At 38.1% G+C, this 25,029-nt stretch carries 18 protein-coding genes; 7 read left to right on the top strand and 11 right to left on the bottom strand.

What is annotated here, in order from left to right:
- The first annotated feature begins 241 nt into the window (after positions 1-241).
- The 3 genes from CDA10_RS05400 (at position 242) to CDA10_RS16880 (ending at position 2,922) form a co-directional block, all read left to right on the top strand.
- Positions 242-1,360: an OmpW/AlkL family protein gene (locus tag CDA10_RS05400; RefSeq protein WP_407640368.1), complete on the top strand. Its 1,119-nt coding sequence runs from the start codon at positions 242-244 to the stop codon at positions 1,358-1,360.
- A 202-nt stretch (positions 1,361-1,562) separates the two neighbouring features.
- Positions 1,563-2,789 (top strand): MFS transporter, encoded by a 1,227-nt coding sequence (locus CDA10_RS05395; protein ID WP_089604469.1) that lies wholly within the window; start codon positions 1,563-1,565, stop codon positions 2,787-2,789.
- Positions 2,782-2,922 (top strand): hypothetical protein, encoded by a 141-nt coding sequence (locus CDA10_RS16880; RefSeq protein ID WP_167374950.1) that lies wholly within the window; start codon positions 2,782-2,784, stop codon positions 2,920-2,922. The genes CDA10_RS05395 and CDA10_RS16880 overlap by 8 nt, the downstream gene beginning before the upstream one ends.
- A 93-nt stretch (positions 2,923-3,015) precedes the next feature.
- Here the strand turns inward: CDA10_RS16880 and CDA10_RS05390 are convergent, their stop codons facing one another.
- From CDA10_RS05390 to CDA10_RS05365, 6 genes are all read right to left on the bottom strand, one after another.
- On the bottom strand, positions 3,016-4,260 hold the full coding sequence (locus tag CDA10_RS05390) for an NADH:flavin oxidoreductase/NADH oxidase family protein (protein WP_089604467.1): 1,245 nt from the start codon (positions 4,258-4,260) through the stop codon (positions 3,016-3,018).
- A 103-nt stretch (positions 4,261-4,363) separates the two neighbouring features.
- A complete protein-coding gene (locus tag CDA10_RS05385; RefSeq protein WP_089604465.1) occupies positions 4,364-5,956 on the bottom strand; it encodes a dipeptide ABC transporter ATP-binding protein in 1,593 nt (530 codons plus the stop codon).
- Complete coding sequence (locus CDA10_RS05380) at positions 5,928-6,944, bottom strand: ABC transporter permease (RefSeq protein ID WP_089604464.1); 1,017 nt, start codon at positions 6,942-6,944, stop codon at positions 5,928-5,930. Before CDA10_RS05380 ends, CDA10_RS05385 begins: the two co-directional genes overlap by 29 nt.
- Positions 6,944-8,014, bottom strand: coding sequence for a microcin C ABC transporter permease YejB (gene yejB / locus CDA10_RS05375; RefSeq protein ID WP_089605165.1), 1,071 nt, complete (start codon positions 8,012-8,014; stop codon positions 6,944-6,946). The genes CDA10_RS05380 and yejB overlap by 1 nt, the downstream gene beginning before the upstream one ends.
- A gap of 331 nt (positions 8,015-8,345) precedes the next feature.
- Positions 8,346-10,199 (bottom strand): extracellular solute-binding protein, encoded by a 1,854-nt coding sequence (locus CDA10_RS05370; RefSeq protein ID WP_089604463.1) that lies wholly within the window; start codon positions 10,197-10,199, stop codon positions 8,346-8,348.
- Positions 10,200-10,297: 98 nt separating this feature from the next.
- On the bottom strand, positions 10,298-13,612 hold the full coding sequence (locus tag CDA10_RS05365) for a LysM peptidoglycan-binding domain-containing protein (RefSeq protein WP_089604461.1): 3,315 nt from the start codon (positions 13,610-13,612) through the stop codon (positions 10,298-10,300).
- Between the two features lie 216 nt (positions 13,613-13,828).
- Here CDA10_RS05365 and dnaQ point away from each other — a divergent pair, with 216 nt between their 5' ends.
- From dnaQ to nudC, 3 genes are all read left to right on the top strand, one after another.
- A complete protein-coding gene (gene dnaQ, locus CDA10_RS05360) occupies positions 13,829-15,370 on the top strand; it encodes a DNA polymerase III subunit epsilon (RefSeq protein WP_089604459.1) in 1,542 nt (513 codons plus the stop codon).
- 127 nt (positions 15,371-15,497) lie between these two features.
- On the top strand, positions 15,498-17,141 hold the full coding sequence (locus CDA10_RS05355) for a chemotaxis protein (protein ID WP_089604457.1): 1,644 nt from the start codon (positions 15,498-15,500) through the stop codon (positions 17,139-17,141).
- On the top strand, positions 17,141-17,899 hold the full coding sequence (gene nudC, locus CDA10_RS05350; RefSeq protein ID WP_089604455.1) for an NAD(+) diphosphatase: 759 nt from the start codon (positions 17,141-17,143) through the stop codon (positions 17,897-17,899). Before CDA10_RS05355 ends, nudC begins: the two co-directional genes overlap by 1 nt.
- A gap of 72 nt (positions 17,900-17,971) precedes the next feature.
- Here nudC and CDA10_RS05345 read toward each other — a convergent pair whose 3' ends face one another.
- The 4 genes from CDA10_RS05345 to CDA10_RS05330 form a co-directional block, all read right to left on the bottom strand.
- Positions 17,972-18,862: an alpha/beta hydrolase gene (locus tag CDA10_RS05345; RefSeq protein ID WP_089604453.1), complete on the bottom strand. Its 891-nt coding sequence runs from the start codon at positions 18,860-18,862 to the stop codon at positions 17,972-17,974.
- Positions 18,846-19,547, bottom strand: a complete 702-nt coding sequence (locus CDA10_RS05340; RefSeq protein WP_089604451.1) for a BON domain-containing protein — start codon at positions 19,545-19,547, stop codon at positions 18,846-18,848. Before CDA10_RS05340 ends, CDA10_RS05345 begins: the two co-directional genes overlap by 17 nt.
- Positions 19,548-19,663: 116 nt before the next feature.
- A complete protein-coding gene (locus CDA10_RS05335; protein ID WP_089604450.1) occupies positions 19,664-20,080 on the bottom strand; it encodes a YraN family protein in 417 nt (138 codons plus the stop codon).
- Between the two features lie 36 nt (positions 20,081-20,116).
- On the bottom strand, positions 20,117-21,067 hold the full coding sequence (locus CDA10_RS05330; protein WP_089604447.1) for a penicillin-binding protein activator: 951 nt from the start codon (positions 21,065-21,067) through the stop codon (positions 20,117-20,119).
- Positions 21,068-21,077: 10 nt separating this feature from the next.
- Between CDA10_RS05330 and rsmI the strand changes: the two genes are divergently transcribed.
- Entirely contained in the window at positions 21,078-21,917 is an 840-nt protein-coding gene (rsmI, locus tag CDA10_RS05325) for a 16S rRNA (cytidine(1402)-2'-O)-methyltransferase (protein ID WP_089604445.1), read from the top strand.
- Between the two features lie 138 nt (positions 21,918-22,055).
- Here rsmI and CDA10_RS05320 read toward each other — a convergent pair whose 3' ends face one another.
- Positions 22,056-24,962 (bottom strand): heavy metal translocating P-type ATPase, encoded by a 2,907-nt coding sequence (locus CDA10_RS05320; protein ID WP_089604443.1) that lies wholly within the window; start codon positions 24,960-24,962, stop codon positions 22,056-22,058.
- Between the last annotated feature and the right edge of the window lie 67 nt (positions 24,963-25,029).

Here is a 25,029-nt window from a genome sequence, read left to right as displayed (position 1 = left end):
AATAATGACAAACTATTGTTTTAAAACAAAATAAGAAAATAATTTAGTCTTTAAAAAAATGTAATGACAAGGTAACAAACTTACATGATCCAAGTACTTATTAAACCCGATGATAAAACTTCAAGCAAAATAATACATTTGTGAAAAGAATATCCCTTCAAAAACAACAATATTTTTTTATTCAACTTATCAATAATGGGCGCTTATAAAAATTAGTATCAATTTTCGGACATGGAGTCCAATTATGAATAAGCCCTTACTGTGCCTTGTCGCATCGTGCTCATTGACACCTATGCTCAGTCATGCAAGTTCCCCTTACTTCAGCTTCAAAGATGGCGATGGTTTTAAACGTTTTTCAGTTTCTGTAGGTGCACTTCATGTCAAACCTACGGGACAAGCTCAACCATTTCAAATCAATACCGCAGTCGAGGAAGGTCAAAAAGCAGCTGTAGGTAATGTGAAAGTTGACTCTGTACTCGGCGCAATTGATGAAAGCCAAAGTGGTGCAACAGCCAAGAAGAATTTTTTAAAAACAGCCGTGGATTTAGATGTGATTGGTTTGTTGTCTTATAAAGATGAAACTGGTACCAAATATTTAAAATCGAATGTTGCAGGTGAAGCGACCATCAATGGACTTTCTCAATGGGAGTCAGAAGGTACAGGACTTGAAGCGGATGATGTTACAACGCTTGGAATCATGTCTAACTATTTTTTTACCGATAATATTTCTCTTGAAATCAAAGCTGGTGTTCCACCCAAAGTCGATATTATGGGTAAAGGAAAAATTTATGCACCGCTCTCAGGAGTTGCAACCCCAAGCGGTATAGGTTCTCTGGTAGGTGATTTACCCTTAAAGAAAGATATTTTCATTACAGACCTAGAGGCACATGAAAAAGCAGCTTCAGCACGCGCTTGGACGCCTGCTTTTGAGTTTCAATATCATTTTGGAAAAACAGGTGTAAATAAATTCAGACCTTATATTGGTGTAGGAATGATGTATGCCTATTTCAATGAATTGGAAATCAATAAAAACATTGAACAAGACTTAATTAATGCAGGTCACATGATTGTCAATCTAAAACAAAATCAAGCAGGTGCTGCTTTGGATGGCAAAAAAAGTAGTGGCAATCCTAAAGTTAAGTTAGATGCTGAGGATGCCTTTGCTCCAATAGCAACAGCAGGATTTACTTATGATTTTAATGATCGTTGGTTTGCTGTCGGTTCTATTTCCTACGCACAATTGAAAGGAACCACAAAAATTACAGTTTCAGATGATCAATATGGAGACTTGATCAATGCTAAAACAGATATCGAAATCAATCCTATTCTAGGCTATGCAGGTATCGGTTATCGTTTTTAAATAACAGTTTGTTCGAACTTGAAAATGAACGATCTTTGGGTCGTTCTCATTTAAAAAATTATGATTAATTTTAAAGACTTGAAATAAAGTTAAGCCTATAAAAAATATTTATCAATTGTTCAATCTTTATTTTATCGTCATTCGACATTCAATCATCTACAATTGCTACTTGAAGGTTTTAGTACAATGATTTGGATGACTTATGTCTCATATTACAGATGATACCCGCTTTTCAAAGCCACTCATTTTTATGCTGATTGGTAGTGCCTTTATTCTAGCGCTCTCATTAGGTGTACGACATGGTTTTGGGCTTTATCTGGTACCAATGAGCAATGAGTTTCAATGGAGTCATCAGGTTTTCAGCTTAGCGATTGCAATACAAAACTTGCTTTGGGGTGCAATGCAACCCTTTACAGGTGCATTAGCAGACAAATACGGCAGTAAAAAAGTCGTGATTGCAGGCGGCATACTGTATAGCCTCGGCTTGCTTCTCATGTCTATCAGCTCAAATGCATTATTGCTTGATTTTAGTGTCGGCGTGATTATTGGCTTGGCATTATCCGCAACTTCATTTTCAATTCTTCTTTCAGCTGTAGGTCGAGCTGCTCATCCAAGTAAGCGTAGTATGGCAATGGGGATTGCCAGTGCCGCAGGTTCTTTTGGGCAATTTATTATGTTGCCAACCACCCTATTGTTAATTAAAAACTTTGGTTGGTCGTCTGCATTGGTCATTACAGCAATCTTGGTGGCATTGATTATCCCGCTTGCATGGATGCTAAAAGCACCCATGTATGTTGCACCCAATGCAGTGACACAGGTGACTAAATCCAATTTATCATTCAAACAAATCCTAAAAATTGCTTTACAGCACAAACCCTTTTTATGGCTTGCATTCGGTTTTTTAGTTTGCGGTTTCCAAGTGGTATTTTTAGGCATTCATTTACCCGGTTATTTAATCGACCATGGTTTTGATGCTTCTACAGGAACAGTATTCTTAGCATTGGTTGGATTATTTAATATTCTCGGCACTTATACAGCAGGCTATTTAGGTGATAAATTTTCAAAACCACACTTGCTGATGGGGCTTTATGGATTACGTGGCGTTGCTATTATTGCCTTTCTAACACTCCCACTGAGTGTTTGGACAATTTATGCTTTTGGTATCATCATGGGACTACTATGGTTATCTACCGTACCATTAACCAACGGTATTGTGGCCAATATGTTTGGCGTTAAATACCTCACCACACTCACAGGTCTCGTGTTTTTCACGCATCAAGTTGGGTCTTTTTTTGGTGGATGGCTTGGTGGTTTAAACCATGATCTCACAGGGAATTACAATGCGATTTGGATTACTTCGATTGTACTCAGTGGCTTAGGCGTGATTGTACATTTATTTGTCAATGAGGAGGCGATTGTTCATGACTGATTTATCATCATTCTCATGGTTAAAAGCTGTACTGTGGATTGGTTTAGTCATCATTTTCAGTTTTGCTATTTTCCTTTGGATGAGTACGCCTGATTTATTTGAATATTTTAATATGGCGTTCTGTGCACATTAAGTTTTAAAAATAGAATGCCCTATTCTAGTTTAGAGCATTCTCACTTTATGATATGAATCTATAATTTAAGAATTATTGATTATTTAAATCACATCAAGCCGATTTACGAGAATTAACACGGCCTTGAAGCACTGCTTTCATATTATTTTTTGCATAATTTAAAAACACTTTCAACGGTGAAAGTTTAGGATTCGGTTGTTTCCCTTGAGCGATGGTTTTAAATTGCGCTGCATACCAAAGAATTTCCATAATCGCCATTTTATCGACAAACGGAATCCCTGTTTTGATCGCTTCAACGGCATAACGCACATCACGTCCTGCAATCAAACTATTACTTACATCTGGTTCTACCGCCAAAGGACGCGCAATACCAATAAATTCACATGCACCACTATCCAATGCAGCATTCATGCCTTGTACAGTACGAAAACCACCTGTCACCATAAGATGGCATTTCACTTCTTTACGAATATTTTCAGCAAAATCTAAAAAATAAGCTTCACGTGCAATGGTACTTTCTTTGCGTTTGTCTGCTTTTGCACCAGCCATTGCTGGCGCTTCATAGGTACCACCTGAAATTTCGATTAAATCGATACCTGCAGCATCGATCGCTTTAAAAACTTGCACCACTTCTTCTTCAGTGATCCCGCCACGCTGGAAGTCTGCTGAATTCAGTTTTACCGATACAATAAAGTTTTCAGAGGTTTTTGCACGCACGGCTTTATAAACTTCTAATAAGAAACGCATACGGTTTTCAATAGAACCGCCCCATTGATCTTGGCGTTTATTGGTCAGAGGTGAAAGGAACTGACTGATCAAATAACCATGTGCGCCGTGTAATTGAACACCTTCAAAACCTGCTTTTTCACAAATACGTGCAGCTTCTGCAAAACGTTGAATAATATCTAAAATTTCATCTTCGCGCAGTGCACGTGGTGTGCCAAATGTCGTTGCTAACATCGGACTAAATGGTACTGCTGAAGGTGCAACAGTTTCTTTATTTAACCCTCTAGAACATTGACGACCTGGATGTGACAATTGAATCAATTGCACCATGCCATATTGCTTACCGACATTTGCCCATTCTTTTAATTTTTCTAAATCATGTTCAGTTTCAATGGCAACAACGCCCGGCTCATTTTTTGCCTCAATATTAACCATGACATTACCTGTAATCGCACAGCCAAGACCGCCCTTCGCCCAAGCTTCATACAAACCTAAGTGTAAGTTGTTGGGTTGACCTTCACGATTCGCCAAAGCTTCACTCATTGCTCCTTTGATAATGCGGTTCTTAAATATTGTATTTTTAATTTGAATCGATTGTGCAAGATGGCTCATGATTAAGTCCCTTAAAGGTTAGAGCATTTACTCTAAATAAAATATACGATAGATCAAGTGTAAATTTGACAATATAGTTTGTCAAATTTGTAAATGTCGCAAATTAATACTGACTGGCTGCTATTAATTTTTTTGTATAATCATGTTGAGGCTGATCAAATAAGGCTTGAGTGTCTTGAAACTCAATCAATTTCGCATCTTTTAGAACCATCACTTGTTGGCAAAGTGCTTTGACGACTTGCAAGTCATGACTGATAAATAGATAACTCATTTGATAGTCGATTTGTAACTGACGCAGTAATTTAATGATAGCCAGTTGTGTTGTACGATCCAAAGCTGAAGTTGGCTCATCTAAAATCAGTAATTTGGGGCGTAAAACGATCGCACGTGCCAAAGCCACTCTTTGCCGTTGCCCACCTGATAATTCATGCGGATAACGCTGTTTAAACTGAAATGGCAGTTCAACTTTCTGAAGTGCTTCATTAATCCGAATATCAATCTCAGTGGGTTTTAATTTTTGTAATGCTAAACCCTCACCTATGATTTGCTCCACAGTCATACGAGAGTTGAGGCTACTCATTGGATCTTGAAAAACCATTTGAAAGTTTGTTCGAAATGGACGTAATTGTCGTTCGCTCAAACGATTTAGATCTTTATTTAATAAAAAGATATTACCTGAGCTATCTATCAATCTTGAAATTGCCAAAGCCAAAGATGTTTTACCTGAACCACTTTCTCCGACAATGCCAATCGACTCTGCTCGGTTTAATCTTAAATCTAAAGGAGCAACAGCAACAAAATGATCTTTAACACGATTGAATAAACCTTTCTTTATCGGAAATCTCACCGCAATCCGATGTAAAGACAATACTAAGCTATGTTGTTGCAGCAGTGGATTGGCTTCACCAAAATCATGGTCTAATAAAAATTTAGTATATTCTGCTTGAGGATTATTAAAGATTTCTCGGACTGTACCCGCCTCTTCAACACAACCATTATTCATTACAATCACTTGATTTGAATATTTCTTGACTAAGTTTAAATCATGGCTGATCAAGATCATGGCCATTTTATGATTCAGTATCAGAAGTTGTAGAAGATTTAAAACCTGTGATTGCAAAGTGACATCTAACGCTGTGGTGGGTTCATCTGCAATAATAATTTCAGGTTCTAAAGCCAATACAGCAGCAATCAATACACGCTGTCTTTGTCCACCTGAAAGCTCATGGGGATAACGATTTAAGAGTTCTGTTGGTTCGGAAATACCGACATCACTCAACAAATCATAGACCCGTTTGCGTACTTTTTCTTTAGGCATTCCTTGGATCAATAAAGGCTCACCAATAATTTTGACCACAGTGTGCAAAGGATTCAGTGCAGAGGTAGGTTCTTGAAAAATCATTGCAATTTTTCGACCACGAATTTGCTGTAATTCGAGTTCTTGCATGGCCAATAAATCTTGACCATGATAAAAAGCCTGACCGGAAGCTTTTAAGTTTTCAGCCAACAAGCCCATGAGCGCTAAGCCACTCAGTGATTTTCCTGAGCCACTTTCGCCCACAATGGCAACTGTTTCGCCAACATGTAAATCAAAATTTAGCCTTTGAACCAATGGCTGTTGTGTATTTTGGATCTGTAAATTTTCTACCGAAAGTAATAATTCTGGGTTATTTTTGGCGTCTTGGATCGAATGCATCTCGTGTCGCCTCCCCAATATAAATCAATAAAGATAAAACCAAAGCTAAGCTAAAAAAACCTGATAGCGCTAACCACGGCGCATTTAAATTATTTTTACCTTGTAATAACAATTCGCCAAGTGAAGCTGTATCGGGTGGTAAACCATAACCTAAAAAATCCAAGGCTGTTAAAGCAGTAATATTTGCAGTCAATATAAATGGAAACTGCGACAGACTTGAACTGATCACATTGGGTAAAATATGCTGAAACATAATTTTCCAATCATTCACGCCTAGCCCTCTTGCAGCTTTGACATAATCCAAATGACGTGCTCTAAGGAATTCTGCACGAACGATACCCACTAAAGATATCCACCCAAATAACAACATGATGAGAAATAACCAATACACATTGGGTTTAAATATACTGACAAAAATCATGACGATAAATAAAGTCGGTAAACCACCCCAAACTTCTATAATACGTTGCCCGATCAGATCTACCCATCCACCATAATAGCCTTGAATTGCACCGACTATAATGCCGATAAATGATGCAAATACAGTCAAAGCCAAACCAAAAACTAAAGAAATGCGCAAACCATACAAAAGACGAGTTAGTACATCACGCCCTTGATCGTCTGTACCTAACCAATTATCAGCAGTCGGTGGCGATGGCACTGGAACGGCTAAATCTAAATTGGGAGTTTGAGGGGAATAACGCAAAATTGGCCAAATAGCCCAACCCTTTTCATCAATCAAATGTTGAACGACAGGATCTCGATAATCTGCCTCTGTCTCAAATACCCCACCAAACGTTGTTTCTGGGTAGGTTTTGAGCACAGGTAAATAATAGTGTTGCTCATATTTCACCAATAAAGGTCTTTCATTGGCAATCAACTCGGCAGCTAAAGATAAAATGAATAGAATAATAAATAAGATAAAACAAAAGTAACCTAAACGATTCTGTTTAAACTTTTCAATTCGAGCCTGTGTTATCGGTGACATTACTCGACACCTCTCGAATCAAAATTAATTCGTGGATCAATGATCTGATAAAATAAATCACCGATCAATCGCAAGATCAGTCCAAATAAAGTCAGTAAAAATAGCGTCCCGAAAATAACAGGATAATCACGCTGTTGTATCGCTTCAAAACCAAGTAATGCAATCCCATCTAAATTAAAAATAATTTCGATAAAGAGATTGCCAATAAAGAACGTGCTCACCAACGCTTCGGGCAAACCTGCAACAATCACTAAAATTGCATTACGAAAGATGTGCTTATACAAAACCCGATTTTCAGTAAAACCTTTGGCACGAGCAGCCAAAACATATTGCTTACCCAACTCTTCCATAAAAGAAAATTTAGTCAGATAAGTTAAACGTGCAAAACCACCTAAAACGATCGCGGCCAAAGGCAAAGTTATATGCCACAAATAATCTTTAATTTGCTCAAATAAACTTAAACTTTGAAAATGATCTGAAACTAAACCTTGTAACGGAAACCATTGAAAATAAGTACCACCAGCAAAAAAAACAACCAACACGATCGCAAATACAAAAGCAGGCACTGCATAGCCTACAGCCAATAATAACGACGTTGATTTATCGAAAAACATACCATGTTGTTTGGCTTTTTTTATCCCCAGTGGAATTGAAATCAGATAAATAAGCAAAATGCTCCACATTCCTAACGAAAAAGTGACAGGCATCTTTTCCCATAACAGTTCAGTTACAGGCTTATCTTTAAAAAAACTATCCCCAAAATCCAAAGACATGTAATTTTTAATCATCAAGAAAAAACGCTCATAAATAGGCAGATCAAAACCATATTGTGCTTTGATTTTATTGACCATTTCTTCACTCAAGCCACGCGCGCCTTGGTACTGACTCTCATTAATTGAAGTCGATAATCCCGCAGTTCCACGGTTAACACCTTGAAAGTTCTCTGCTTGTTGAATGGCTTGTTCAACAGGGCCACCCGGTGCGATTTGAATCACCACAAAGTTAATCAGGAGAATGAAAAACAATGTTGGAATAATCAGCAAGAGTCTTTTGAGTATATATATGCCCATTGAAAATGAGGTTCCTTGTGACCACATGTCATATCTAAAATATTGAATAGACCTCTTGCGAAAGTCAGAAAATGATTGAAAAGTAGCAGTAAAATCAATATTAAAAGTTCCTTCTCCCTTTGGGATGAGCGTTATTACGCGCAAGAGGATGAGGGCGATTATTCTATAAATCCTCTCCCTAGCCCTCTCCTTTAAAAGGGGAGGGGAACTTCCATTGTAAATTAAATGTTCATCACAATTTGACTTACACAAAAAGTCTAATAATAGATATGATGTAAATACCGCTTAATGATGAGAATTGTCAGTATAAATTAGATCAATCATGATCAGATTACCTATTTTTAAGATAATGCGCTACTTTGTTTTGCTGAATTGGATCAGACCACCAATACTCTAAACCTAAAGATAGTTTAGGCTTAACCGTAGGTTGTCGGTACATATTCCAATAAGCATACCAATTTTTATCATTACCATAAGTTAGAATTTGATAATAACCCGCCCTCAGTACCCGATCCAAAGCTTTACTACGAATCACCAATTGCTGACGATTGGGTGCATGAATCACTTGTTGAATCAACTGATCAACCACAGGGCTTTTAATCCCTGAATAATTGTAATTTCCTATTTCATCAGCTGCTTTACTGCCCCACATTTGTAGTTGTTCAACACTTGGGGTCAAAGACTGCGGCATTTCCATGGGTGTCATTTGAAAGTCTGAACGGCGCATACGTTCGGTATATTGCGGATAATCAACTTGACGAATATTGGCTTCTATACCCAATTTTTTTAGATTGCGAATATAAGGTAACAAAGTTTTTAAATCACCATCTTGATGAATTAACAATTCAATACGAATCGGTTTTCCTTGACGATCAACCAGTTTGGCATTTTTAAAACCATAGCCTGCTTTTAACAAAATCGTTCGCGCTGTTAATAAGTTTTGCCGATTAAAACCACTTGCATCCGAAACTGGATATTTCCAATCCGCCAAAACACCTTGCCGCTGCGTAAAATTAAGCTGAGTCAAATACGGTTTTAAAATTTCTAGTTCTTGCGCATTTGGTTTACCCGTTGCTGCCAATTCGCTGTTTTGAAAATGGCTTTGTAGACGAATATTCTGCCCATACAATAGCGCTTTATTGATCCATTCAAAATCATAAGCATAGGTCAAAGCTTGACGAAAATGGATGTCATTGAATGGTGCTTTTCGAGTATTAAAAACAATACTTTGCGTCAGTGCTGGGGTTTGCACTTTAGAAATATACTGTTTAACCATGCCTGCTTTAACCGCTGGAAAGGTATAAGCCGTGACCCAATTCTTCGCTTTTTTTTCCTGATGCAACGTGTATTGTCCAGATTTAAATCCTTCAAAAGCAATATCAGGATTTCGATAATAGACAAACTTCATTTGATTAAAATTATAACGCCCACGATTTATGGCTAAGTCTTTTCCCCAATAATTCGGATTACGTTTATACGTAATACTACGCCCTGCATCGATATGCTCAATTAAGTAAGGGCCTGAACCTAAAATAGGCTGCAATGTCACTTTGCTATAGTCTTTATTTTTCCAATCGGCTTTTGAATAGATCGCGATTTTTGCCAAAATCAGTGGCATATCCGCATTATGATTGGATTTAAAAGACATCTTCACAGCATATTTTGACAAAACTTCTGTCTTCGCCAAATCAGACAAATACATTTGAAAGCCAAGATTTGCTTTTGTTTGAATTGTATCAAAAGAAAATTTAACATCTTCTGCAGTAACGGGTGTGCCATTACTAAAGCGTGCTTTGGGATTTAAATGGAAAATGACGAATTTAGTTCTTTGCGGATCATAACTGACTTTTTCGGCCAGTAACGGATACAACACACCGGGTTCATCAAGCGAGCTATCCATAAGGGTATCAAATAAATAATTGACCCCATCGGTCGCGCTTCCCTTGCCATTCATACTATTAAGATTATCAAAAGTCCCATTACTCGCCATGCTGATATAACCACCTTTCGGTGCGTTAATATTGGCATAAGGCATTGCCTGAGCATTGGCATATTGGGCGCTGTTGTGTATGGCAATGTACGCTGTCGTCTGTACCGCGGCTTGCACATTTAAACCAACTAAACCAATTACATAAATCCCCAATGTAGGTAGCATTAAACCTACATGTGCAATGCTCAAACGCATGAGCTGATTTCCTTCAATCTAAAAATAATCTAGAAGTGATTATGGATTAGAGTCCGTCGACATTTCACCAATGTTCATCGACAGACGCTAATGATCGATTAAAGATTTGGAACTTTAATAACCGTACCAATACGTAAAGCGGCATTTGATTTCATATCATTCATTTCAGCAAGTTCATTGGTGTCTATGCCATATTTACTTGCCAAACGGATGAGAGAATCACCACTTTTTACTTTGTATTCAGTCACTGTTTTTGGCACACGAATACTTTGACCACGTTGCAAGCCTGCTCGCTGATTTAAATTATTTAACTCAGCTAACTCTTGAACAGATAGTCCGACACGGCTTGCAATCGCATTCAGTGATTCACCTGACTTAACGGTATAACTTTCCGTGTTTTTAGTTGGAACTTTAGATGACGATTTCGCCGCAGCTTTTAGCTCATCCTTGTCTTTTTCTTTAGATAGCGAGGATTTACTGGGTAATTCCCCATCAACTTTTAAACGTTGCCCAACTTGTAGGGCTTCATTACGGCTCAAACCATTCAATTCACTTAAAAACGACAACTGCAATTTATACTTTCTTGCAATACTTGCCATCGTTTCACCAGACTTAACGACATGAATATCTTTGCCTGATCCTTCTGATTTATCATCATTCTTAGTGTTGGATCTTTCTTTAACTGTTGGTTCTGGCGTACCTGTTAATTTAAGTTTCTGGCCAACCAATAAACCTGAATTACTTTGTAAATTATTCAAGTCGGCAATTTGACTCACTTGCAAATTGTACTTATTGGCTACGGCAATCAGGCTATCCCCCGATTGAACGGTATAGGTATCAGGTGTTGAGCTACCCGCAGGAATTTTAATCACTTGCCCTGCCATTAAACCTTTAGATTTTGCTAAATTATTTAACTCAGCCAACTCAGATAAGGTCATTTTTGACTGACTCGCAATACTGGATAAAGTATCGCCACTTTGAACCTTGTAATTTTCGGTCTTATACGCAGTGTCCGCTTTAACATTCTTAAACTTAGTTTGGTCAATCACTTTAGATTCAAGTTTCGACTCTTGTTTAGTGTCTTCATCTTTCATCTCATGTAAAGGCACATTAATTTTTTGCCCCACATATAAGCTACTTGCAATATCTAGACCTGGGGTTAAATCTGCTAACTCAGGTACAGACAAGGCGTAACGATCTGCAATAACTTTGAGATATTCACCACGTTTAACCACATAATTTTTGGTTTTAATTTTTGCAACAGGTTTAGATGTATCAGCACGTACAACTGTTTTATTAATTTCAGACAATTTGTTATCAGAAGTATCTTTTAATTTTAACTTCTGTCCAACAAATAAATTACTGCTGGTATTTAAATTGTTATAGCTTGCCAACTGTGAAATAGATAAATCAAACTGATCAGCAACACTGGTCAAACTATCATTTGACTTAACTACATAAGTTGTTGGTGCATTATCGACAACTTTTTTAGTGCTAACAGGCGCATCTATCTGTGGTTTAGCATCATACAAATATAAAGTTGCACCCACGAATAACGTGCTATTTGGATCTACTTGGTTCCATTTGGCAATATCACGCCAATTGACGCCGTTCTTCAATGCAATAGTCGCTAAAGTATCACCCGAAAGCACAGTATAAGTACTGCGTTTACCTTTAGGAGGCTCTACAACAACTTCACTCTCTGTCTTTTTAAAACTTTTACCCTGATTAAGTTTAGCTTCTTCAGAGTTTGCAGGCGTTGTATCAGCAAGACCTTTTGGATAAGCAAAACCGACTATATTCTCTTTACCTTGCACTTCCGCAACAGATTGACTGGTTTGAATTGCAGTAAGTTTAATTTTACCATCATAAGGATCGACAATTTCTGTACCTTGTGGAGCAATTGCCTTAATTTCTTGAACGACTTGTTCTTTTTCTGCTTGAGAAGCTTGTGGTTCTAAAACTTGCTTAACTGTTTCTTTTTCACCTTCAGCTTGAATTGCAGCAAGAATTCGGGATTTTTCTTGTGTAGAAATAGGTGGTTCTACAGCAACTGGTTTCACATTGGCAGCTGTAGTTACGGCAACAGGAATACGAGGCGCACTCGGTACGTCAGCATTGGCAGCAAATCGTGCCAATGCATCTGAACCTTGTGGTGTATTTTTCAACGTATTTAACGGGCTAACAGAACTGGAAGTTGTCGTACTTGTTGTTCTGTTATTACTCGCCATTAAAGCTGGTGGTGTTGTTTTTGATGGGTTGATCGTTTGGGTAACAATCGAAGTCACAGGTGTTGGTGACAACGTCGTGGTTGCTGTTGTTGGCCCATTATTACTTGCCCACAGTCCACCATCGTAGCTTGGCTTTAAAGCCCTTAATTTAGAATCAATCGTTGGACTAACATCTGCTGGAATCAAAATACGTAAAGTACTCGATGCATCAACAGTTTCACCACGATGTCCCGGATTCAGTGCATACAATTCTGCACGGCTGAGTCCAGTAATTGAAGCAATTTGATTGAGTTGTACCCCTGCTGGAACATTAACTTCTCTAAAATGGGCACGGTTTGCAATCGGCGGTAACGATACCCCATATTTTGATGGGTTTTTGATAATTTGTGCTACGGCTAAGAAACGCGGTACGTAGTTCATGGTTTCTTGAGGCAATCTCAAAGACCAATAATCTGTTGGTAAACCTGCTGCTTGGTTACGGTTAATCGCCTGTTGAATACGCCCTGGGCCTGCATTGTAAGCAGCTAAAGCCAATTCCCATGATCCAAATTGATTATATAAGCTACCTAAGAACTCATATGCCGCACGTGTAGACTCAACTACGTCACGGCGACCGTCATACATACTGGTTTGTCTTAAACCGTAAATTTTCCCTGTACTTGGAATGAATTGCCACATACCTGCGGCGGCTGCACTACTGGTCGCAGCAGGATCGTATGAACTTTCAATAATCGGTAATAATGCCAATTCTGTAGGTATGCCACGGCGTTCAGCTTCTTTTACCGTGTGATAGAGATAACGTGATGCACGTGCGCTTAAACGATCAATATAAGGTTGGCGAGAAACAAACCAGCTACGCTGCGCATCGATACGTGGATCCCAATGATCTTCATTCATTTTAAAACCAACAGTCATACGCTTCCAAACGTCACCATGTTTTAAAATAAGTAAGCGATCACCTTCTACAGCACGCATATCTGTTGCAGACAATAGGTCTTCAAGCGAATCTAAACTGCTCGCATCTAGCATACCTGTCTGTTTAGACGTTTGAACTTTCGAATTCGATGGCGTTGAGGAACAGCCTGTAGTCATACCCACTGCGGCAAGTGCAGATGTTAATAATGATAATTTAAAGAAAACAGACGCAGTAGGTTGCCACACCATTGTGGTAGCTTTAGACATAAGGGTTCCGAACAACATATTAGTAAATTATTTTATCTCTGCCATTTTAGTAGAGCTACAGACTCATACAAGGCAAAATTTGAATGCGAATTGCATACAAATGTTACAAGAAATTAAAAAAATCTCAGTTCATGCGCAGAAAACGCTGATTTGCGTATACAATAAATTCTTAAACCGCTATGTTCAACTCTTTCTTCACTTTCATTGGTTATTACTATGTCACAAACAATCACTCTTTATGTCGATGGGGCTTGTAAAGGCAACCCAGGTCCGGGTGGATGGGGTGCATATATCATTGCCGAAGCCGAAGAACATAAACTATGTGGTGGCGAGTTAGATACAACCAATAACCGTATGGAATTAACCGCAGCCATTGAAGGCATTGCGTTCTGTCCTATGGAAGCCAAATTGATTATTTGGACAGATTCTATTTATGTTAAACGTGGTATCACTGAATGGATTACGGGTTGGAAAAAGAAAAACTGGAAAGATGTTAAAAATCCTGATCTTTGGCAAAAACTAGATAAAACTTGCCAAGGCCGTGAAATTGAGTGGAACTGGATCAAAGGTCATGCAGGTCATGCGGGCAATGAAATGGCGGATCAATTAGCAAATTTGGGTACAGAACAAACCTTAAAAGCCAAATCACCAAGTCGTTCTGTAACGACTAAACCAGTAGCACCTTTAAAAAATACTCCAGAAAGTCATGTAATAGAGAGTGATAAAAAAAAAGTAGAAAATGATTGGCTGTTTGATGACCCTTTTGGTTTTGATTTAATTGAAGATGAAGAAGTCGTTGAAGAAATCCTCATTGATGAAGTAATAGCCGTAGACGCACCTACAAATTTACAGCTCGATTCTGAACACACTCATACTCAAATTCAAACATCTATTGAAGCAAGTAGACCTATGACCGAAGAAATAGCAATGACTGACGATTTAAGTTCTGAAGTGCCTAGTTTAGAGGATGCTATTGATCAAATTGAAGATATTCAAAATTTAGATACTGTATCAAGTTCACATCCACAGATTGTGATTACCCCTGCGACACTGCACTTGCAAGGCCCTAGGCAGTTTATTCTCGATACTGAAACCACAGGTTTTTATTATCAAGATACTGACCGAATCGTCGAGGTTGGTGCGATTGAAATGGTCAATCGTAAACTTACAGGTCGTTCGATCCATATTTACATCAACCCTGAAAAGCCTGTGGGTGATTCAGAGGCCATTCACGGTATTACAGACGAGTTTTTAAAAGATAAACCGAAATATGCAGAAATTGCGCAGGTGTTATTTGACTATTTAAAAGGTAGTGAAATTATTGCTCATAACGCAAGCTTCGATATGAATTTCTTAGATATGGAATTCAAACGCGCTGGTTTAGTTGCGTTGTCAGAAGTTTGTGAAGTCACCGATACTTTGGCAATGGCAAAAAGTAAACATCCGGGACAGAAAAACTCATTGGATGCTTTAGTACGTCGTTATGAAATTCCACAACGAGATCGTACCTTCCACGGTGCATTACTCGATGCTGAAATTTTAGCTGATGTCTACTTAGCCATGACGGGTGGACAAGTATCTTTTGACATGGATGCGATTTCTGCACATACTGAGCAAGGTCAAGGAAACACGATTCGACAAAAACTTGAACTTGATCTTCCAGTCATTGCTCCTTCTGATGAAGAATTAGACGCGCATGAGAACTGGGTCAAACAATACCAAGAGAAATACGGGGAAGCCTGCATTTTTGCAAAATAAAAGTGGTGTTAAATCGCTATTTTGTTCTGTAAAGATTTCATTCTTCAGCTATATTAAAACTTAGAAAAATTAGCCTTATTATGAGGCTAAAAATAGAACATTTAGAACCCTGGATAGGTGCAGATCAATGTCTTACCAAACCTCTATACATTTTGATCCGACGGCATTACTTATTATTAAAAAAGAAGTCGATAATTCAATTCTACAAGTAGAGTCAGCTGTTAGTAGCTTAGTTGAAGATCAAACTTTACCTTTCGGTATTGATGATGCATTGAGTCAATTCGAGCAATGCGCTCATGTACTCATGCTGATTGATATGCCTCAAGTTGCGAAAATTACAGAATTGGCTGCACAGCTGATGCGTAAAATCATGCAAAACCCGCGTGATATCAATACAGAAGAAGTGATTGCCTTGAGTGAAGGCACAACCATGCTCAAACGTTATATTGAGTTTAGTTGTTTACGCGAAGTGAAAGTACCGCAATTTTTACATGATTCACTCAATCATTTAGAACAGGTATTAGGTCTTGAGTTGACACCTGAAGGTCAAGCCATCGTTCCATTGTTGGATTGTGTTACGCCTAATTTTAACCTTCCGCAATCGCCTGAGTTAGAAAAATCAGTTTATGTCCATAAACTATATAAGTTATGTTTGCATAAACTGTTGAAACAACAAGAAACTGAGCTTGATTTACAAGGTCTCAAGTTGGTTGGTGCGTATTTAGAAAACTTTTCTAAAGATCAACCAAGTGCACAATATTGGGGCTTGGTTGCGTTTGCTTTAAATCAAATTGACAATATCTTGTTAAATGATGCACGTCTAAGAACGTTAATTGGTATCGAAACCAATATTTCATTGTTCCATAAAGACCAACAGGGTTTTAATGCCTCGGTTTTAGACACTGCTAATATTCTGAGTATTTGTATCAGTCAAGAAGATGATGTTTCACAACATATTCGTGAGCAGATCAATGTTGGTGAAGATATTCTGACAGATACGCAACTGCAAATCTTTAGCCGTCATTTGTACGGCCCAGACTTTGATACCATTCATACTGTTAGCCAATTAATTACCGATGAGATGTCACAAATCCGTAATGATATTGAGTTTAACTACCAAAATATGACCAGTGAAAAAGCTCAAGAAATCAAAGTGAAACTGAATGATCTCGCTCATGTTTTTAAAGTTTTAAACTTGAATGAAGCTTATGCGGAACTGAAGCAACAGGCTGATCTTTTGTCTCAAGAGGATATGCTCAAAGATGAAAATTACGTTCAGCAATTGATGAATAGCATTTTATCTGCAATGAATTCAATCGGTATTTTAGAGCGTAATTACACATCGAATCGTCTACAGTTAAAAGTGAATAATCTACAGATTTCCTTGGATCGTTTAGATGAAGCACACACTGCTTTACTGACTGAAACCAAGACAACTGCGGATTTGAGTGCAAACACGCTCATTCAATATCTACAAGACAATCAAGTAAGTAACTTAGAAACAATCCCGTCTCAACTGAGAGAGATTGCTGGTGCTATGCTGTTCCTTTCTGCAAAAGACGGGCAAAAAGCTTTATTAGAAGCAGCAGACTTTGTACAAACTCAACTTGCCAAAGAACAAGGCTTAGACGCTCAACACATTAATCATTTGCTCGATGTATTGGCAAGTGCAGATATGATGATTGAAAATTTACAAAATAAACAACCTGTTTTGCAGGCGATGTTTAATGTTGCATTAACCAGTAGTCAGAACTTGAAATCGGTTGCCTAATGTCTGAATTATCACTTGCTTATATTTTTCATCATCACCAACTTTTAGTGGATGAAAATCTTCAACTTCCCAAAGTTGAAAAATTAGCAAGTGATATTAGTTTTAGCTCGGGTGATCAAATCATTGCCCGAGATCTTTTAGCAGAAGATGCGATTCCAGAAGGATATCAACTCATCCCCATTCGACAGCTTATTTCACAGTGGACTAAACCACAATTTGAACAAGCCAGTCGTGCAGTGCAACTATTAGAGTGGCGTAGAAACCATAAGTTTTGTAGTCATTGTGGGCATGAAACAGAAGTCCATCCTGTTGAATATGCAATGGTTTGCCCTGCTTGTCGCTATCATCAATACCCGCGTGTACAACCCTGTATCATCACAGTGATTACACGCGGTAAAGATGAAATTCTGCTAGCAAAGAATGCAAAAAATATCAGCAATATGTACGGTTTAATTGCAGGTTTTGTTGAAGTTGGTGAAACTTTGGAAGAAGCGGTCAAAAGAGAAACGTTGGAAGAAGTCGGTTTGCATGTCAAAAATGTAACTTATCTATCTAGTCAACCGTGGCCCTTTCCAAGTAATTTAATGCTAGCGTTTAAAGCAGAATTTGAATCAGGTGAAATTGTGTTGCAAGAAGAAGAAATTAGCGATGCTCAATTCTTCAAATTTGATCAGCTTCCTGAGACACCGTTTACAGGCAGTATTGCGCATGCCATGATTGAGCATGTGATTCACGGTACGCCAATGCATCAAGATTGAGTTTGTAATTGAATTGATAAAACGAAGTTCATGAATAAAAAACACCTAACGATTGCTAGGTGTTTTTTATTTTTAGGTATTTTTAAATATATTGTCCAAAATGTTAATAATTTCAGAACGTGTTTTAAAGAAACGGCTAAATAAACTTGAGACACTTCCCATAATTGAAATATGACCCGTTTTTGGAATCACTCGTATTTCGCAATGATTGCCCTTTTGTTCAAGTTGCAATTTAAAGTCTAAAGAATTCTTATCTTTCACGATTTGATCATTTTCAGCCAACAGCAAATAATGTTTCACTGCATTGGTTTCTACAAAATAATAAGGCATCACTTGCTCAAAAGGCACACTTTGATCAAAAGCGGCTTCTGCCAAAGGATCACCTTTATAGTCAAAATGATAAGGCCCAGCAATACCAATCATTGCTTTAATATTATGTTTTATTTGTAAATCATAATGCTGAGGATGATACAGCAAAGAGGCAATGTTAAATGCTCCTGCTGAATGTCCCATAAGTGCAATATTGGTCGTTGAGATCCCCAGTTTACTTTGTTGTTGCTGCAAATAATTTAAAGCAACAGCCAAATCTGTGACATAACTTGGAAACTTGTGTTCAGGTGCAAGATGATAATTCATCACCGCAACATCATAGCCAAATCGACTGAATGCTTCGCCAACAAACTTATACGCACTTTTATCACCATGCGTCCACGCGCCACCATGTACAAAAATAATCAGTGGCTTGTGTTTATTTTGATTAGAAATATACAGATCTAAACGTTGTCTAGCTTTCAGGCCATAAGCAACATTTGGTTTAATGGAATAGCCCTTTTTCGGGGTTAATCCATTGATGGTAATACTTCCTAAATCATATAAGCGGAAATCTTTATATTGTGATTTAAAGCTTTCTAACTGTTTAAGAAGTTTAACTTTTAAAGGTTGCAACCTATTGTTGAATAACATTATTGCTTGGCTCGGCAGCGTTTGGATCGATCGCAACTGGAGTTTGTACCTCAGGTTGCGTATTATTCACGACAGGTGCTGTAAATGATGAAGATTGAACTGAATTATTCCCTTGCTCGGTATTATCAATCAAGGTCACGATTTTAGTGACATTTCCAACCCTTTGTAAAACATCATTTAAGTCTGCAATTTCAGCATTATTTAAACGACCTAAAACATACAACACACCATCTTCAGTATGAATAAGCACTTTATTGTCTGAAACAACTGGTGCTTTCATAATTAAGCCACGCGTATTGGCTGTCACACTTGCATCTTGCATAATCGTGCTATAACCAATTTGGTTACCGATCGTAATATAATTATGTACAGCTTTTACATCACTCATGGCACGTAAATTATCTTCAGCCAATTGCTTTAAATGTGCATCAGGAACTTGCCCTGTCATCAATACATTGCTGTGAAAACTGCTAATATTGACGCGAGATTGCTTAAACCGTGCATCGAGTTTATATAAATTTATTTTGGCAGTACGTTCAATAGAAGAGTCAATGAATACTTGACCTAAAGATCTAACACCGCTTTCCGTTCCCACAGGTGCAGAACCTGTGCCACCTGAGATAAAACTTGCGCAACCAGACAAACTTGCTACACACATCATGGTTATGACAATACGCTTTAACACTCAGCAAAACTCCTATTGAATTTAGCCTATAAAGCGATCCTTACATGGAAAGCCTATACACTAAAATATTCTATATTTTTTAAATAACTATTAAATAACGGTGCTTGAATTTTCAATCACAGATTAATCAAGTCTGCATCTAAAGTAAATGCATTTTCAATCCATGCTTGATCATAAGAGATTTGAGTAAAGTCTTGCTGTACGTTTTTTGCAATTTTATGATGTAAATCAAAACTAATTACATCAAAACGACAATAGTATTGTTCATAATGAGGATGATCTTGTAAAAATTTGAGCGCCGTTTTAAATAATTTCTTTTGCTTTGATAAACTTACCACTTCAAAGGCTTTGCCTAACTGTGTGGGTGTTCTAGCCTTGACTTCGACAAAAACTAAATTGTCTTGATATTGGGCAATAATATCAACTTCCCCAAATCGGGAAAAGTAATTCAATTTTAAAATTTGATAGTGATGGCGGAGCAAAATATTTACCGCCTCTTGCTCCGCCCATTGACCTAAAGAATTTTTTGCCATGATGAAGAATACTGTAATTTTATGATCGATCAGAATCTACAATGCCACTAAATTGCTTTTAGAGCGTTCAAAACACTGCGGAATACGCTCAACACGATTAGCTTCAATTTTAATTTTTCCAGTCCGACCACTAAACGTTAAATTTTTAGCCTTTGGGTTGAGTACAAAATGTTCAGCAATATGCCATGCATCGCCACCAAATGCGTACAATCGCTGATACGGTAATGATGTCGGTTTCTCTTTATAAGCTTGAATCACATCGCTCCATTCAGCGATATACAATGCAGGGACATCACAGAACTTCATTCCTTTCGGCAAAGCTTTTTTCTCATTGACCGCAATCGCTTGTGTATAAATATTCTTTTTCTGTAATTTCTTTAAACTAGTCAGCCACTCATTTGAACCTAGTAACAAAACACCCTCATTGTTCGCTCTCACTTTTGGCATTTCATCTACAGGATCAACTTCTCCACGATAATTCATAAACAATGCATTTAAAAAATTAATAGATTCTGCTTCCGCTCCCTTCTCACGAACCACATAGAGTTTTGAAACTTTATCATGGTGAATATAATCCAACAGTGCTAAAGCATCATCGTTTTTAGAAAGACTATATTGCCAAACATTTTTATGTGTAGGATAAACCTCATTCAACGCCAAAACAGGCACTTTAGGTTTAAGCTTGATTAAGGCTTCGACATCAGGTCGAGCCAATGGGCCAATAATCATTTGCGTCTTTTTATTGACATTCTGCTTTAAAATTAATTTGAGTGATTTCTGTTCTGAATTGACAAATTTTAATGGAATATTGTTATTCCCAACTTGATATGCACTTAATATACCCTGTTTGATACTTAAACCAGCTCGCGACATAGGGCCAGTTTCGGGTAAAATAACCAATACCTCTGCATGAATTTGGATTGTAAATCCAACGATTCCTAGCAACGCCATTCTTTTTATACAATTCAATACTATTTTATTCTTCATGGAGAACCTTATGAGTGCTCAATTATTTGTCGTAGCGACCCCAATTGGGCACTTAGATGATATGACTTTTCGTTCTATTGAAATTTTAAAGTCTGTTTCAGTGATTGCGGCAGAAGATACACGCCAATCTGCTCAATTATTAAAGCACTATAATATATCAACTCCGCTCACAGCGTGCCACGATCACAATGAAAGTAACAAAATTGATATACTTATCGAAAAATTAAAAAATGGTGATGATGTTGCGCTTGTCAGCGATGCGGGTACACCTTTAATCAGTGATCCTGGTTTTAAGTTGGTTCGTGCTGCTCAGGAAAATAATATCCGTGTGATTCCTGTACCCGGTGCATGTGCCGCAATTGCTGCATTGAGTGCTGTAGGCTTGCCGAGCGACCGCTTTAGTTTTGAAGGTTTTTTATCTTCAAAACAGTCTCAACGTCTATTACAACTCGAAAAATTAAAGCATGAAACTCAAACCATGATCATCTATGAAGCACCGCATCGTATTTTAGACAGTGTTAAAGATATGGCGAATGTGTTTGGTGCGGATCGTCCTGTTGGTTTTGCTCGCGAAATTACCAAGACTTTTGAAACCATTAAAAAAATGACGTTATCAGAATTGGTCAGTTTTATCGAAAATGATCGCAATCAGCAAAAAGGTGAAATTGTATTGGTGATTGGTGGCGCGCCAACTGAAAAAGATTTAGATCAAGAAAAATTGGATAAACTATTACTACGCTTACTTGAAGATCTTTCAGTTAAAGCCGCTTCACAATTGGCTGCGGATTTAACAGGAATTAAGAAAAAAGTCGCTTATCAACGTGCTTTAGAATTGACGGATAAAGCTTAAACACATCACAAAATAATTTACAGACTCTAAAATCCTCCCCCTTGCGGAGCATGCTCCTCACCTTTGAAAAAGGAGGGTTGGGGAGGATTTATCAGATACCCTGAGCTGCTTAATTTCAACAATATACAATCAAAACCATCAAGATTTATTTAATCTCAACGCATTAATCACCACAGACAACGAACTCAGCGACATCGCGACTGCTGCCAACATCGGCGTCAACAACAAACCTGTTAATGGATAGAAAATACCTGCTGCCACAGGAACACCTAAACCATTATAAACAAAGGAAAATGCAAGATTCTGCTTCATATTACGTACACCCTGTTTTGCCATATGTAAAGCATCTGCAACACCACGAATATCACCTTTAACCAAAGTCACTTGCCCTGTTTGTTTGGCAATATCCGTTCCCGTACCCATTGCAATGCCTACATCTGCCTGTGCCAAAGCGGGTGCATCATTGATGCCATCTCCAGCCATTGCCACAACTTTACCTTGTGATTGATACTGTTTCACAATATTCAATTTTTCAGTTGGATCACAGTTGCCATACACATGCTGAATACCCAATTCTTTTGCCACCAATTGTGCATTCTTTTCATGGTCACCTGTCGCCATTATCACTTCAATACCATCCGCATGTAGCTGATCAATCACCTGTTTGGCATTGGCTTTAATTGCATCGTGGATGGCGATGTAAGCTAAAACTGTTTGATCATTGGCCAAGAAACTCAATACATTACCTGTTTCTCGAATCTGCTCGATTTGCTGTAGCGTATTTGCATCAATGTTTAAATTTAAGTTTTGCAAAAGCTTCTGACTCCCGACATAAACCATTTGCCCATCAATCGTACCTTTAACACCAAAACCTGTGACATCTTCAAAATCATTAATTTGAATTAAATCTTTGGGTTCGACCAACTTTGTTAAGGTCTGTGCAATTGGATGCGTTGAATACTGTTCTAAGGAAGCAATCCAACGCTCTGCTTGCTGTTGATCTATTTGATCAGACAACAATTTAACCTCTTTCAAACTTGGTTTACCTTCAGTTAATGTTCCTGTTTTATCAACGACAATAACATTAACCTTACTCAAAGCTTCAATGGCTTCAGCATTTTTAAACAACACACCTTTTTGTGCAGCACGACCTGTGGTTGCCATCACAGACATTGGTGTGGCAAGCCCTAAAGCACATGGACATGCAATAATGAGTACTGCAACAGCACACATCAAGGCTAAATCAAAATTCGCCCCGCCGAAAACCATCCACCCAATAAAAGTTAAAACACTAATCGCTAAAACAATCATGACAAAGTATTTGGCAACCACATCTGCCATTTTTTGTAGCGGTGCTTTTGAACGCTGTGCATCTGCCACGATTTGAATCATTTTAGCAAGTGTGGTTTGTGTCCCCACTGCTGTGGTTTCGATACGGATCGAACCTTGTTGATTGACTGTTCCGCCAATCACATGATCACCCTTTTCCTTTTTCACAGGAACAGGCTCACCTGTCATCATCGATTCATCAATATAGGTTTTACCTTCAAGAACAACGCCATCTAAGGGAACTTGCTCACCTGATGAAATCTGTAAAATATCGCCTTGTTGTATCTGTGCAATATCAACTTCAACAGCTTGCCCATTTTCAATACGTTTGGCTTTATTAGGTTGTAACTTGAGCAAAGCACGTAAAGAATCCGCTGTTTTAGAACGTGCTTTCAACTCCATGATTTGACCGAGCAAACTCAAAGATACAATCATACAAGCTGCTTCGAAATAGACCGCAACGCCATGTCCTGTTTTCGCTTCCATCGGGATCAATGATGGGAAAATGGTTGCCACTACACTGTAAATAAATGCTGCAAGAATCCCAACACCGATCAAACTCCACATATTTAAATGCCAAGTTTTATATGAAATCCAGCAACGTTCTAAGAAAGGCCAACCTGCCCAAAGTACCACAGGAATTGATAACACCAATTCAATCCACGGCTGAATATGTTGTGGAATAAAAGCATGAATATGTGAACCCATTGCCAATACAAAAACAATCAGGGTTAATGGCAAAGTTTTCCAAAAACGATTTGAAAAATCGACCAATTCAGGATTTGGCCCCTCATCCAAAGTCGGTTGCATTGGTTCTAATGCCATACCACAAATTGGACAAGTCCCCGGCCCTTTTTGGACAATTTCAGGATCCATTGGACAAGTAAATAACACATCATCCATGCCTTCTGGTGCAGCACGTTGATCCATCGGAATCAGATAGGGTTCAGGATCATTTTTGAATTTATCCAAACAAGAAGGATGACAAAAATAATAAGTTTGACCTTGATAATCTGTTTTTAAATCTGTGCTTTGATCAACCGACATACCGCAGACAGGATCAATAGCTGTACCCGTTGAATGAGAATGATTGTGTTGAGAATGGCTTCCACCACAACAACTGGATGTTTTTACAGGTTCAGCTTTTTTACTGCCACAGCAAGCAGCACTTTTTGGCTGAATTTCTTCTACTTGAGCTTCTGCTAAAGGCATAGTTTTACGACTACAACCACAGCCTGACTTTGTTTCAACTTGTGGATTTAAGTATTGTTCAGGGTGTGCCGTAAATTTATTCAAACAACCATTGCAACAGAAATAATAGCTTTCACCCTGATAGTTTGTATGTGGCTTGCTTAAATCCGTTACGGTCATTTTACAGACAGGATCAATGTATTCAGCTTTCGTTTCAGCCTGATCAGTTCCACAGCAAGAGGCTGTTTTTTCAACTACTTCTGTTTTACTACCACAGCAAGTTGAAGACTTAGATTGTTGATCTTTTGGCTGAACTTTTTGCAAATCTTTTTGCAAATAGCTTTGCGGATTTTGCATAAATTTCTGTTGACAGCGATCACTACAGAATAGATATTTTTTATTTTCAAACTCAAAAGAATGTACTGAATCTTCAGACACATTCATACCGCATACAGGATCAATTTTCACCCATTCCAATGTGGATTTCTGCCCCGAACAGCAACTTGATTTTTCATGCCCACTCATCAGACTCACCTCTTTTCTTTCTTGATTGTGTTAAGATAAACTCTGTACCTAGGTACAGAGTCAAGTC

Origin of the sequence: Acinetobacter piscicola (assembly GCF_002233755.1) — a bacterium.
GTDB classification, from domain to species: domain Bacteria; phylum Pseudomonadota; class Gammaproteobacteria; order Pseudomonadales; family Moraxellaceae; genus Acinetobacter; species Acinetobacter piscicola.
This window is presented reverse-complemented; position numbering and strand designations above follow the sequence as displayed.